Source organism: Sphingomonas sp. 66-10, from assembly GCF_001897045.1.
Taxonomy (GTDB): Bacteria; Pseudomonadota; Alphaproteobacteria; order Sphingomonadales; family Sphingomonadaceae; genus Sphingomonas; species Sphingomonas lycopersici.
Genome location: NZ_MKRR01000001.1, coordinates 77,768 through 90,342, shown reverse-complemented (window position 1 = coordinate 90,342; position 12,575 = coordinate 77,768). Strand labels below are relative to the sequence as shown.

General features: G+C 67.3%; 13 protein-coding genes. 6 read left to right on the top strand and 7 right to left on the bottom strand.

Annotated elements, in window-relative coordinates:
• Both BGN95_RS00460 and BGN95_RS00455 read right to left on the bottom strand, forming a co-directional pair.
• Positions 1 to 892: substrate-binding domain-containing protein (locus BGN95_RS00460; protein WP_286771285.1), on the bottom strand; the 892-nt coding region annotated here is incomplete at its 3' end.
• 171 nt (positions 893 to 1,063) lie between these two features.
• Complete coding sequence (locus BGN95_RS00455) at positions 1,064 to 1,870, bottom strand: inositol monophosphatase family protein (protein WP_286771284.1); 807 nt, start codon at positions 1,868 to 1,870, stop codon at positions 1,064 to 1,066.
• A gap of 64 nt (positions 1,871 to 1,934) precedes the next feature.
• Between BGN95_RS00455 and BGN95_RS00450 the strand changes: the two genes are divergently transcribed.
• Together BGN95_RS00450 and BGN95_RS00445 are read left to right on the top strand one after the other, a co-directional pair.
• Complete coding sequence (locus tag BGN95_RS00450) at positions 1,935 to 2,465, top strand: peroxiredoxin (RefSeq protein ID WP_265270987.1); 531 nt, start codon at positions 1,935 to 1,937, stop codon at positions 2,463 to 2,465.
• A gap of 101 nt (positions 2,466 to 2,566) precedes the next feature.
• The gene (locus BGN95_RS00445; protein WP_286771283.1) at positions 2,567 to 3,625 is read left to right on the top strand and encodes a GGDEF domain-containing protein; all 1,059 of its coding nucleotides are present in this window, start codon (positions 2,567 to 2,569) and stop codon (positions 3,623 to 3,625) included.
• A 419-nt stretch (positions 3,626 to 4,044) separates the two neighbouring features.
• Here the strand turns inward: BGN95_RS00445 and BGN95_RS00440 are convergent, their stop codons facing one another.
• From BGN95_RS00440 to BGN95_RS00430, 3 genes are read right to left on the bottom strand one after another with little or no spacing between them, the layout of a single operon-like run.
• Complete coding sequence (locus BGN95_RS00440) at positions 4,045 to 5,250, bottom strand: acyl-CoA dehydrogenase family protein (RefSeq protein WP_265313935.1); 1,206 nt, start codon at positions 5,248 to 5,250, stop codon at positions 4,045 to 4,047.
• Positions 5,251 to 5,263: 13 nt separating this feature from the next.
• Positions 5,264 to 6,361 (bottom strand): acyl-CoA dehydrogenase family protein, encoded by a 1,098-nt coding sequence (locus BGN95_RS00435; protein ID WP_179512476.1) that lies wholly within the window; start codon positions 6,359 to 6,361, stop codon positions 5,264 to 5,266.
• A gap of 44 nt (positions 6,362 to 6,405) precedes the next feature.
• Positions 6,406 to 7,191, bottom strand: a complete 786-nt coding sequence (locus BGN95_RS00430; RefSeq protein ID WP_265313933.1) for an SDR family NAD(P)-dependent oxidoreductase — start codon at positions 7,189 to 7,191, stop codon at positions 6,406 to 6,408.
• Between the two features lie 79 nt (positions 7,192 to 7,270).
• Between BGN95_RS00430 and BGN95_RS00425 the strand changes: the two genes are divergently transcribed.
• Entirely contained in the window at positions 7,271 to 8,071 is an 801-nt protein-coding gene (locus tag BGN95_RS00425; RefSeq protein ID WP_286771282.1) for an enoyl-CoA hydratase/isomerase family protein, read from the top strand.
• Between the two features lie 127 nt (positions 8,072 to 8,198).
• On the opposite strand, the gene dnaN is transcribed toward BGN95_RS00425, so the two are convergent.
• Positions 8,199 to 9,317, bottom strand: a complete 1,119-nt coding sequence (gene dnaN / locus BGN95_RS00420) for a DNA polymerase III subunit beta (protein ID WP_179512474.1) — start codon at positions 9,315 to 9,317, stop codon at positions 8,199 to 8,201.
• A 213-nt stretch (positions 9,318 to 9,530) separates the two neighbouring features.
• Entirely contained in the window at positions 9,531 to 10,148 is a 618-nt protein-coding gene (locus tag BGN95_RS00415) for an outer membrane protein (RefSeq protein WP_179512473.1), read from the bottom strand.
• A 212-nt stretch (positions 10,149 to 10,360) separates the two neighbouring features.
• Here BGN95_RS00415 and BGN95_RS00410 point away from each other — a divergent pair, with 212 nt between their 5' ends.
• The 3 genes from BGN95_RS00410 to rlmN form a co-directional block, all read left to right on the top strand.
• On the top strand, positions 10,361 to 11,002 hold the full coding sequence (locus tag BGN95_RS00410) for a histidine phosphatase family protein (RefSeq protein WP_179512472.1): 642 nt from the start codon (positions 10,361 to 10,363) through the stop codon (positions 11,000 to 11,002).
• Positions 10,999 to 11,484, top strand: coding sequence for a hypothetical protein (locus BGN95_RS00405; RefSeq protein WP_265313930.1), 486 nt, complete (start codon positions 10,999 to 11,001; stop codon positions 11,482 to 11,484). The genes BGN95_RS00410 and BGN95_RS00405 overlap by 4 nt, the downstream gene beginning before the upstream one ends.
• Positions 11,485 to 11,595: 111 nt before the next feature.
• Positions 11,596 to 12,575 (top strand): dual-specificity RNA methyltransferase RlmN (gene rlmN, locus BGN95_RS00400; RefSeq protein ID WP_286771301.1); only part of this gene is annotated, 980 nt, incomplete at its 3' end.

Here is a 12,575-nt window from a genome sequence, read left to right as displayed (position 1 = left end):
CGTGCGGCGAATCGCGCACCAGCGCCTGCACCGCGCGGACCGCCATGTCGACGATCGGCTGGCTGACCGTCGTCAGCGAAGGCCAGGCGAAGCTCGACGCATCGCTGTCATCGAACCCGGCGACCGCGAGGTCCTTCGGCACGCGCAGCCCGTTTTCATGCGCATAGCCGAGCACGCCGAGCGCGAGTTCGTCGTTGAAGGTGAAGATCGCCGAAATGTCGGGAGCGTCCTTCAGCAACTGCCCCGCGGTGCGATAGCCGGTGGCGGGGAAGGTGCCGTCCCACAGCATCTTGCTGGCGGTGACGTCGCTCGCGCTCCCGCCGAGCGCGCAAACCGCGGCGATCAGCGCGTCGCGGCGCGTCGCGCTCGAGGCGAAGTTGGACGGGCCGTTGATGACGCCGAAGCGGCGATGCCCTTTTTCCCACAAATGCCGGGCAAGCTGGGAAACCCCGTCCGCATCGTGCGCGAACACGGCGACCGAGCGATCGGGGTCGAGCATCGGCGAGATCCGCACGTAGCGTACGCCGTCGCGCTCTAGCGCGTCGAGGAGCGCCAGATCGTCGCACAGGGGCGGGGGCAGGATCATCCCGTCGCAGCGGGTCTGGCGCAAGGTGCGCTCGTAATGATCGGCCGCGACCGGGTTGCGCTGGTCAAATTCCTCGGTGACGAGATGATAGCCGAGCGCGCGGCAGGCACGCGCCGCGCCGCGCGCCAGCTCGCTATAATAAAGGCTCGCCGTATCGGCGACGAAGGTGCCGATCAGATAGGATTGCGAGGCAGCGAGCGATCGGGCGGCGAGGTTGAGCTGGAACCCGGTCTCCGCGATCACCGCCTTGACGCGCTCGCGCGTCGTATCGCGGACCGAAGGATGCTCGTTGACGACGCGCGACACCGTCTTGGCCGAAACGCCAGCGCGCTCGGCAACATCGGCTAGTGTCGCAGCCCTCCGAGCGTCTTCGTTTTTCACCGACGCAGTTAAATGGCCGGACCGGGCCAAGTCCAGCAGGATTGTTACGTGACGTAAATTTAATCTAGGTTAGTAAACGGACTGTCGCGGCCGCGACTAATGATCGTGGGCGTGCCCGTGCAGCGCTTCCAGCACTTCATCGGTCCGCGCCGGATCGCCGATCGCGAGTACCTGTCCGGCGCTGGCGGCGGTCAGCGGATCGCCGTGCCAGTCGCACATCCGCCCGCCCGCGCCCTCCACGATCGGTGCGAGCGCGGCGAAGTCGTAAAGCGCCAGCCCCGCTTCGCACACCAGATCGAGATGCCCCGCGGCGACCAGGCCGTAATTATAGCAATCGCCGCCATAGACCGGCCCCTGCCGGGCATGGCCGCCGGAGACCGCTGCGACCAACGCCAGGAACGCATCCGCCTCCTCCCCGCTGAACGCATGCGGGCTGGTGGTGGCGAGCAGCGCGCCTTCCAGCGTGGCGCAGGCGCGGGTACGCACCGCGCGGCCGTTGAGTGTCGTCGGCTGCCCCGCCGCGCCGAGCCAGCGTTCGCGCTGGATCGGCTGATCGATGATGCCGAGGACCGGCCAGCCGTCCTCGACCAAAGCGATCAGCGTCCCGAAAATCGCGCGGCCGGCGGTGAAGCTGCGGGTGCCGTCGATCGGATCGAGCACCCATTGGCGGCCGGTGACGCCGTCCTTCACGCCATATTCCTCGCCGACGATCCCGTCGCCCGAGCGCTCGGCGTCGAGGATGCGGCGCATCGCCGTCTCCGCCGCGCGATCGGCGAGGGTGACCGGCGAATGATCTTCCTTGATCTCCCCCCCGTGCTCGGTGCGGAAATACGGGCGGATCGCCTCGCCCGCCGCATCGGCGAGGCGCAGCGCGAGATCGATATCGGTCTGACGGATCGGCATGCTACGTGCCTATCGCACCGCGCGCGTTCGCGCTAGAATAGGGCAGAAATTCAGGAGATATCAGATGCGCCTGTTGCCGTTGTTCGCCGCGCTGGCGATCGCCGCCCCGGTCAGCGCCGCTTTGGCGCCGGGGGCCAAGGCGCCCGATTTCACGACGCGTGGCGCGATGGCGGGCAAGGTGGTGAAGATCAGCCTCGCCGAGCAGCTGCGCCACGGCCCGGTGGTACTGTATTTCTTCCCGGCGGCGTTCACGCCGGGCTGCAATGCCGAGGCGCGCGCCTTTGCCGAGAGCCTGGAGTCGTTCCGCGCGGCGGGTGCGACGGTCATCGGCATGTCGGCGGATTCGGTGGAAGATCTGCAGAAATTCTCGTCGAGCGAATGCGCCGGGAAGTTCGCGGTGGGGAGCGCCGGCCCGCGCGTGGTAAAGGATTATGACGTTGCCTTGCCGCGCATGATGAACGGTCGTAACATAACAAACCGGACAAGTTACGTGATCGACCGCAAGGGGCGGGTCGTCTTTGTCCATAGTGATATGAATCCTAAGGAACATATTTCGTCGACGCTGGAGGCGGTGCGCAAGCTAAAGGCGGGCTGATCGGTGGTCACCACTTCTTAGCGCTTTGCCGATAAGCGCCGGTCGCAGGAGCTGATCGATCCACATGCGCCAGGCATCGTGGAAGCAGGGGGAATGGAACGGTGGGCGTCATTGGTACGCAGCGAATCCTGGAGAGCGAGGCGTCGCCCGGGCTGTTCGAGCGTATCGGCCGATTCCTTGCCGAACAGCGGCTTAGCCCCGAACCGGCGCATTATACCTTCGCCTATCACGTCATGAGCGACCCCGAAGGGCCGCTGGCGCGCGCGGTCGAGACGCTGACCGACGGCGGGGTGCGGCTGTCGCGCAAGGATATCGTATCGCTCGGCGGCGAGGCGGTGGCCGGGCCGACGGTGGAACTCGTCGCCCCGGCGCCGGCGCGCAATACGGCGCCCGAGGAGGAGCAGCCCAATCCCGCCGCGCTGATCGACCGGGCGAAGGAGCATGTCGACGATTTCGCCGACACGGTGCGCGCGATCCATGTCGAGACGCGCGGTTTCGGGCGCGACATTGCCGCCAGCGCCGCGGCGATACGCCGGCAGGGGGCGGTCGAGGGGATGGACGAGATCGCGCGGCTGACCGGCGCGATGCTCGATCGCGTGCGTCAGGCCGAGGCGCGGCTCGAGGCGGCGACGCGTGAGACCGAGGCATTGCGCAGCGCGCTCGACGAGGCGCGCGACAGCGCGCGGCACGATCCGCTGACCGAGCTTGCCAACCGCCGCGCGTTCGACGAGGCCTATGCCGCGCTCGTCCCCGGCACCGCGGTGGTCGTGGCGGTGTGCGACATCGATTATTTCAAGCGCATCAACGATCGGTTCGGCCATGCGGTGGGCGATCGCGTGCTCAAGGCGATCAGCCAGACGCTCGTCGCGGAATGCGAGGGGCATCTCGTCGCGCGCGTCGGGGGCGAGGAATTCGCGATCCTGTTCGTCGGCATCGCACTCGAGGAAGCGTGCGCGATCGTCGAGCGCGCGCGCGCCGCGATCGCCGCGCGGCGGCTGCGGTTGCGCGCGACCGACGCCTTCATCGGCGCGATCACCATTTCCGCCGGGCTTACCTGCGCCACCGGGGCGGAGCAGCAGGAGGAGGCGCTGGCCCGCGCCGACGCCGCGCTCTACGCCGCCAAACATGCCGGGCGGAACCGCGTGGATATCGCGCCGTAAGTTGGCGAAATGCGCCACTGGCGCGCGGTGAATATTGCCATTATTCCCGCGGGCGTCAGCTAAGCTATTGATTTATTTAGGCCAGAAAAACTGGCACGGCTCGTGCAATTCCCTTGGCATCGACCGCCGGATCGACCGGCGGCCACCACAAAGGGAATTGGATCATGACCGACCGTTTCGTCTCCGCCCGCGCTTATGCCTTCAGCTTCGTCGGCGCCGTGCTCGTCGCCGCGCTAATGGTCAGCGCCGCCGTCCCCGTGATGCCGATCGCCTGATCGCTGCGACCCCGACACCTCTAACAGGAAAGCAATCATGTATCGCCCCTTCGCTTTCGGCTTCGCCTCCTTCGCCACCGCCGCGCTGCTGATCTACGTCAATGCCGTGAGCACCGTCGTCGCCTGATCGGCGATCGACGGCGCTCACCGACCCACCGGCAGATCCTTGAACGCAGCGTCCTTGTCGACGCGGATCTCGCCGGGCAGACCGAGCACGCGCTCGGCGATGATGTTCTTCAAAATCTCATCGGTGCCGCCGGCGATGCGCAGCCCCGGCCCGTTCATCACCGCGGACTGGAACAGCCCCTTGAGCGGCAACAGCGCGGGATCGTTGATGATCCCGTACTGATCCTCCGCCTCGACCGCGGCATTGCCCAGATCCTGCAGCTGGTTGGCGGCGATGATCTTGCCGATCGAGCTTTCCGGCCCCGGCGTCTGCCCGCGGCTAAGCGCGGTGATCGTGCGCATCCGCGTGTTGCGCAGCCCCTCGGCCTGGACATACCAATCGGCGAGCCGCTGGCGGAATGCCGGGTCGCGGATCAGCGGCCCGTCCGCCGCATCGAGTTCCCTTGCGAGCGCGAGGATATCCTTCGGCCCCGCGCCCCCGCCGCCACCCACCGCGAGCCGCTCGTTCATCAGCGTGACGAGCGCGACCTTCCACCCGTCGTCGACCGCGCCGAGCCGCTGCGCATCGGGAATGCGGACGTCGGTGAAATAGATTTCGTTGAAATTGGACCCGCCCGACATCTGGTGGATCGGCCTGATCTCGATCCCCGGCGCGCGGAGATCGAGCCAGAACATCGTCAGCCCCTTGTGCTTGGGCAGATCGATGTTGGTGCGGACGAGAACGATCCCGAAATCGGAATAATGCGCGCCGGAGGTCCACACCTTCTGGCCGTTGACCACCCAGTCGCTGCCGTCGCGCACCGCGCGGGTACGGATCGCCGCGACGTCCGATCCGCCGGCGGGCTCGGAGAATAATTGCGACCAGATTTCCTCGCCGCGCAGCGCGGGGCCGACGAAGCGGCGCTTGGTCGCATCGTCGGCAAAGGCCATTACGGTCGGCACGCACATCCCGAGCCCGATCGTGAAATAACCGTATTGGACCGGGAATTTGGCTTCCTCCTGCCCGAAGATCACGCTCTGGATCGGGGTGCCCCCGCCGCCGCCCCATTCCTTGGGCCAAGTGATCTGGGCATAGCCGGCCGCCGCCTTGCGCGCCTGCCAGCTTTTCGCTGCGGCCATATCGTCGGCGTGGGCGATCGCCTTGTGTTCGGCGACATTGGTTTCGAGCCAGGCGCGCGCGGCGGCGCGATAGGCGGCTTCTTCCGGGGTGTCGTTGAAGTCCATCGTTCCTCTCCCATCAGGCCGCGTTGCGTGTTTCGAGCTGGCTCACCAGCCGCTCGCGCCACGTCGCGGGGGCGCCCGCGACGAGGCTCAGCTGGCGCGAGCGCCGATAATAGAGGTGCGGGTCCGCCTCCCAGGTGAAGCCGATTCCGCCGTGGGTCTGGATATTCTCCTTCGACGCGAACCAGAAAGCGTCGCTCGCCGCGACCCGCGCGGTGGCGGCGGCAAGCGGCAGTTCGGCCGCCGCGGTGTTGAGCGCCCAGGCGCCGTAATAAGCGTTCGACCGTGCGATCTCGTTCTTCACATAGATATCGGCGAGCTTGTGCTTGATCGCCTGATAGCCCGCGATCTGCCGCCCGAAGGCATAGCGATCGAGCGCATAGGCCTTGGCCATATCGAGGCAGCGATCGGCGCCGCCGAGTTGCTCGAACGCGAGCAGCACCGCGGCGCGATCGAACACCGCCTGCATCGCGGCAATGCCATCCTCGTCGCCGAGCCGCTCGGCCGGCGCCGCATCGAATATCAGCCGTGCCGCGGAGCGGGTCGGATCGAGCGTCTTGAGCGTCTCGGCGCTGACCCCGGCGCCCTTCTCGACCAGATAGAGCCCGTCCTTCGCCAGCACGACGATCAGATCGGCGACATCGCCGTCGGTTACCGGGATCTTCTCACCCGAAAGCGTGCCGCCGCTCGCGGTCGTGCGGATCGAGCGCGCGGTCACCGGCCCCTTGCCCTCGCTGGTGGCGAAGGCGCCGATGCACTCGCCCGCGGCGATCCGCGGCAGCCACTTCTGCTTCTGCGCCTCGGAGCCGAACAGCATCAGCGCCTCGGCGACGAAATAGACCGTCGAGGCGAACGGGATCGGCGCGCAGGCGCGGCCAAGCTCCTCCGCCAGCGCGCATAATTCGACATGGCCGAGCCCGAGCCCGCCGTAGCCTTCCGGGATCGCCGCGCCGAGCCAGCCCTGTTCGGCCACCGCGCGCCACAGCGTTTCATCATAGCCGCGCGCCGCGTCGTCGAGCACGCCGCGCACCACGCTCGCATCGCATTTCGCGGCGAGGAAGCGGCGCGCCTCCTCCTTGAGCATCTTCTGTTCGTCGGAATAATCGAAGTTCACGAGACCTCTCCTGACTTCTGTTTTCGCTCGTCCGCGGGGCGGCTTTACCGCGGCTGCATGCGGATCGCGCCGTCGAGCCGCACGTCCTCGCCGTTGAAATAGCCGTTGCGGATCATCTCCACCGCCAGCGCGGCATATTCGGGTGCGGCGCCGAGCCGCTTGGGGAAGGGCACCGACGCCGCCAGCGCCGCCTTCACCTGCGGCTTGGCGCGCGCGAGCAAGGGCGTGTCGAAAATGCCCGGCAGGATCGTGTTGATGCGGATGCCCTCGCTCATCAGGTCGCGCGCGATCGGCAAGGTCATGCCGATCACCCCGGCCTTGGCCGAGGCATAGGCGACCTGCCCCATCTGCCCTTCCTCGCCTGCGACGCTGGCGGTGTTGACGATCGCGCCGCGCTCGCCGCCGGCGAGCGGGTCGAGCGTCATCATCCCCGCCGCCGCGCCGACGATGCAGCGGAAACTGCCGATCAGATTGAGCTCGATCGTCTTGATATATTTGTCGATCGGATAGGGCTCGATCGCCCCGGTTTCCTTCGACCGCGCGACCGTCTTGTGCGGGCCGAAGCTGCCCCCGGCGCAATTGACCAGGATGCGTTCCTGCCCGTTCGCCGCGCGCGCGCTGGCGAACCCCGCGTCGACCGATGCCTGGTCCATCACGTCGACCGCGCAATAGGTCGCGCCGATCGCCGCCGCGGCGTCCGGGCCGATCTCCTCATTCTTGTCGAACAGCGCGACCTTCACCCCCGCCGCGCGCAACGCGCTCGCGGTGGCATGGCCGAGCCCGGAAGCCCCGCCGGTGACGATCGCCGCGATATCCGGTCCCAGCTCCACGCATCGCTCTCCCGTTTCTATTGTGGGATAACATTAGTTATGTAGAAATGCGCGTCAATAACCGCGGCAGGAGGGATGCGTGGATTATCAGACGCTGCTGGTCGAACGACGCGGCGCGGTCGACCGGGTGACGATGAACCGGGCCGATCGGCTCAATACGCTCGACGAGGTGATGATCGCCGAACTGGCGGGCTATTTCGATCGAATCGCCAAGGATCGCGATTGCCGCGTGATCGTGCTCAAAGGGGCGGGACGCGCGTTTTGCGCCGGGCTCGATCTCACCGCGGCGCAGACGGCAGCCAGCCCGCGCGATACGATCGACCGGCTCGCGCACCAGCGCAGCATCGCCGAGATCGTGATGAAGATGCGCTATTGCCCGCAGCCGATCGTCAGCCTGGTCCACGGCCCGGCATGCGGCGGCGGGTTCGCGATCGCGCTGGCGAGCGACATCCGCATCGCGGGCGAATCGGCGCGGATGAACGCCGCCTTCGTCCGCATCGGGCTGTCGGCGTGCGATATCGGGGTGAGCTATTTCCTGCCGCGGCTGGTCGGCGCGAGCGTCGCCGCCGAACTGATGCTGACCGGCGACTTCATCACCGCCGATCGCGCGCTGGCGACCGGGCTGGTCAGCCGCGCGGTGCCCGACGATCAGATGGAGGCGGCGGCCGCGCCACTGATCGAGGCGATGCTGACCACCGCGCCTTTGGGGCTTCGGCTGACCAAGGAATGCCTGCGAATGGCGATCGACGCGCCCAGCCTCGAATCGGCGGTGGCGATGGAGGATCGCAACCAGATCCTCTGCGCGTCCGGCCCCGATTTCGAGGAGGCGATCGCGGCGTTCTTCGAGAAACGCCGGCCCGAATATGGGGGGCGATGCTAAAGCGCGATCACCTCTCCACCGTTCGGGCTGAGCCTGTCGAAGCCCTGCACTTTTCTTCGTCGGAAGAAGTGCAGCCCTTCGACAAGCTCAGGGCGAGCGGTGGAGAGGTTGCGCGCTATCCCTCGCCTCACACCCGCATCGGCATCAGCACGTAGAGCGCGGGCGACTTGTCGTTCTCGCGGATCAGCGTCGGCGCGGCGGCGTCGGCGAGGTGGACTTCCACCAGATCGCCGTCGATCTGCCCCAGAATGTCGAGCAGATAGCGGCTGTTGAAGCCGATCTCGAACGGCGAGGAGACATATTCGCCCGACACCTCTTCCGCCGCGGTGCCGTTTTCCGGGCTGGTCACCGAGAGCGTCACCTTGTCGCGATCGAGCCCGACCTTCACCGCGCGGGTCTTTTCGGTGGCGATCGTCGACACGCGGTCGACGCCCTCCATGAAGCTCTTGGGGTCGATCTTGAGGATCTTGTCGTTGCCCGTCGGGATGACGCGCGAATAATCGGGGAAGGTCCCGTCGATCAGCTTGGAGGTGAGGATCGCCTGGCCGAGATCGAAGCGGATCTTGGTCGCGGACAACGACACCCCGACCGACCCGTCGACCTCGTCGAGCAATTTGCGCAGTTCGGCGACGCATTTGCGCGGCACGATCACGTCGGGCATCCCGTCGGCGCCGTCGGGGCGCGGGATCGTCACGCGGGCGAGGCGGTGGCCGTCGGTCGCCGCGGCCTTGAGCACCGGCTGCGCGCCGTCGCTGTCCGAAACGTGGAGGAAGATGCCGTTGAGATAATAACGCGTTTCCTCGGTCGAGATGGCGAATCGCGTCTTGTCGATGATCTGCTTCAGCGCCTCGGCGGGCATTTCGAACTGGGTCGGCAGCTCGCCCTCGGCGATCACCGGAAAATCGTCGCGCGGCAGGGTGCCGAGCGAGAAGCGCGCGCGACCCGCGACGATCGCCATCCGCCCGTCGGCGGCGGAGAGCGAGACCTGCGCGCCCTCGGGCAGCTTGCGCGCAATATCGAACAACGTGTGCGCCGAAACCGTGGTCGCGCCGGGCTGTTCGACCGTCGCGGGCACGCTTTCGTTGATCTGGAGATCGAGGTCCGTCGCCATCAGCCGCAGCGCGCCTTCGGGCGTCGCTTCGAGCAACACGTTGGACAGAATCGGAATGGTGTTCCTGCGCTCCACCACGGATTGCACATGGCTCAGCCCCTTGAGGAGCGTTGCGCGTTCGATCGTCGCCTTCATTCTATCGTCCCCCGGCCCGCCGGCAGAGGCCAGGGGCAGTTAAATTCACCCTAGCCAATGAAAAAGGGCCGGAGCAAGCGCCCCGACCCTTCTTTTCGGTGGATCGTTCCGTCTCCGGTCGATCCGCGATCGCGGTGCCGGCCGCTTCCCCACCCAATTCACCCGAAAGTTGCTGTCCGTTGGGTGGCGGATGAGGAATCGGCCGGCGCCGGATCAGAAGCGCACGCCCACGCCCGCCAGAATCTGGTGGCGATCGACGTCCACGTCGTAATTGTCGAACTTGCCGTAGTGCGAATAGCGATACTCGCCCTTGATGTAGGTGCTCGGCGTCAGATTGTATTCGAGGCCGGCACCGACGCGGTAGCCGTCCATGTTGCGATTGTCCTCGACGGTGGTCGACACGCCGTCGAAATAACGCGCGTTGATGCGGGCGTTGGTGTAGCCGCCCTTCACATAGACCATCGCCTGCGGGGAGATGACATAGCCGGCGCGCGCGCCGACATAGATGTCACGACCCGCGCGGACGCGCAGCCGGTCGCCGGTCTGGATCAGGTCGCTGGTGCGCGCCTTGGTGGTCGAGCCGGTGATTTCACCGTCGATACCGAGCACGACGTTGCCGCCGACCCGCGCGTCGTAACCGATCGCGCCGCCATAGGTGAAGCCGTCGCGGCCCTCGGTCGAACCGTCCGACCCGTCGCGCAGATGATCCCACCCGACCAGCGCCTCGACACGCGGACCCGAGAAGGGGGCCTGCTCACCCTGCGCCAGAGCCGGCGTGGCGAGCGCGGCACCGATCGAAGCGGCCGCAGCGGCGAAAACGAGCTTACGCATAAAAAACTCCATTCACTAAACCGTCCCCGAAACGATTGGGGGCGCGGCGGCTATTTGGGCGTTTCCGTACGGCTTTGCATGAACCTCAGATAAACGCGGAAATCCGTTGTTTTTGCGCCACAGGGGGTTGAATCGGACCGGGATTATTCCCATCGCGACGCGGGCGAGAAAGACGTTGCGCGGCGCCCCCGCGACGGTCCAAAGACGCCGTCATGGCAGCCAATCCCGCGCCGCGGCTCGGCCGCGATTTCATCGCCCGCCACGGCGAAACCGTGTTCAACGCCGCGCGCCGGCTGCAGGGCGATGCGCCGCACACCCCGCTGACCCGCGCCGGTTTTGCCCAGGCCGAGGAAATGGGGCGAGCGTTGCGCGCCACGCTCGGCGCACGGCCGAAACTGACCTTATGGGCGTCGAGCACCGGGCGCGCGCTGCAGACGCTGGCGATCGTCGCCGAACATCTCGAGCTCGACTGGCATGACGCGCGGGTCGATCCGCGGCTCGGCGAGATCGGGATGGGGAGCTGGGGCGGGCGCTATTATGCCGATGTCGTCGGGGAGGTCGGGCCGGTGATCGACGCGCAGGGGCTGTTGCGCCCCGCGCCGGACGGCGAGGATTATCCCGCGATCGCCGCGCGCGTCTCGGGCTGGCTCGCCGATACCGACAGCGATCCCGGCGACCGGCTGGTGATCATGCACGGCATCTCCAGCCGCGTGATGCGCGGGGTGATGACCGGTGCCGCGCCCGGCGCTTATGGCGCGCCGGTGCTGCCCGGGCATCCGCAGGGCACCGTGACGATGATCGAGGGCGGGCGCGAGTCGCTGGTGCATCTTGGCGCCGGCTACGCCCCGGCGTGATCGCCGCCGCGCTCCTGCTCGCCGCGGCGGGGGTCGAGGGGCGCACGACGCTCGGCGTCTATCAGAGCTGGGCGGCGTTTCGCGATGCCGCGCCGCGGCGCTGCTTCGCGATCGCCGCGCCGATCGGGGCGGGGGCGGCGTCGCGCTGGCATCCGTTCGCGAGCGTGCTGAGCCGCTTCGGCAAGGATCGGCGCGAGGCGGTGTTCATCCGCATGAGCGCCGCGATCCGCCCCGGCGCCGCCGTGACACTGGCGATCGGCGAGCGGCGCTTCACCTTGTCGGCGCGCGATTCCGCCGCCTGGTCCCCCGACGCGGCGACCGATCACGCGATTGTCGCGGCGATGCGCGGGGCGCGCAGCATGAGCGCATCGAGCGTCGCCGCCTCGGGGCGGCCGTTCGCCGATACCTACGCCCTCGCCGGCGCGGCGACCGCGATCGACGCGGCGGCTTTGGGGTGTGCTCCTTCTTCTCCCCTCCCTTGAACAAGGGAGGGGAGTAAGAGGAGGGGAGAAGGAGGACGAATCGTCCCCCGCTGGAAAAATGGCGCAAAGTCGATTATGTGCGCGGCCATGCAGACAGCATCGGCAGCACCCATGCCCATTCCGGGGCACATCGATCCCGTGCCCGTGGCGCGTGCCCTCACGCCGCGTAGCGACGGCCGCGTCGACCTCATGGGCCTGTCGAAAGACGCGCTGCGCGAGGCACTTGCCGACGCCGGGCTGGAGCCGAAACAGGCGAAATTGCGCGCCAAGCAGATCTGGCACTGGATCTACAACCGCGGCGCCACCGATTTCGCCGCGATGACCGATATCGCCAAGGCGCAGCATCCGTGGCTCGCCGAGCGATTCGTCATCGGCCGCCCCGAGGTGGTCGAGGCGCAGGTTTCGGTCGACGGCACGCGCAAATGGCTGCTCCGCTCGGACGACGGGCAGGATTATGAGATGGTGTTCATCCCCGATGCCGATCGGGGCACCCTGTGCGTCTCCAGCCAGGTCGGCTGCACGCTCAACTGTCGTTTCTGCCACACCGGGACGATGCGGCTCGTGCGCAACCTCACCGCGGGCGAGATCGTCGGTCAGGTGATGCTCGCGCGCGACGCGCTCGGCGAATGGCCGAGCCAGCCCGAGGGGCGGATGCTGACCAACATCGTGATGATGGGGATGGGCGAGCCGCTCTACAATTTCGACAATGTCCGCGATGCCTTGCGGCTCGTGATGGACGGCGACGGGCTCGCCTTGTCGAAGCGCCGCATCACGCTTTCCACCTCCGGCGTGGTGCCGATGATGGCGCGCGCCGGCGAGGAGATCGGGGTCAACCTCGCGGTGTCGCTCCATGCCGTGACCAAGGACGTGCGCGACGAGATCGTCCCGCTCAACCGCAAATATGGCATCGACGAGCTGCTCGCCGCCTGTGCTGCCTATCCGGGGGCGAACAACGCGCGGCGGATCACGTTCGAATATGTCATGCTCAAGGACAAGAACGATTCGGACGAGGACGCGCGCGAGCTGGTGCGGCTGATCCGGCATTATCGCCTGCCGGCGAAGGTCAATCTGATCCCGTTCAACCCCTGGCC

Bases quoted from the DNA above. Each gene is read 5' to 3' on its own strand.
- dnaN (WP_179512474.1), bottom strand. From the start codon at position 9,317: ATGAAGGCGACGATCGAACGCGCAACGCTCCTCAAGGGGCTGAGCCAT.
- BGN95_RS00410 (WP_179512472.1), top strand. From the start codon at position 10,361: ATGGCAGCCAATCCCGCGCCGCGGCTCGGCCGCGATTTCATCGCCCGC.
- BGN95_RS00450 (WP_265270987.1), top strand. From the start codon at position 1,935: ATGCGCCTGTTGCCGTTGTTCGCCGCGCTGGCGATCGCCGCCCCGGTC.
- BGN95_RS00415 (WP_179512473.1), bottom strand. From the start codon at position 10,148: ATGCGTAAGCTCGTTTTCGCCGCTGCGGCCGCTTCGATCGGTGCCGCG.
- BGN95_RS00455 (WP_286771284.1), bottom strand. From the start codon at position 1,870: ATGCCGATCCGTCAGACCGATATCGATCTCGCGCTGCGCCTCGCCGAT.
- BGN95_RS00440 (WP_265313935.1), bottom strand. From the start codon at position 5,250: ATGGACTTCAACGACACCCCGGAAGAAGCCGCCTATCGCGCCGCCGCG.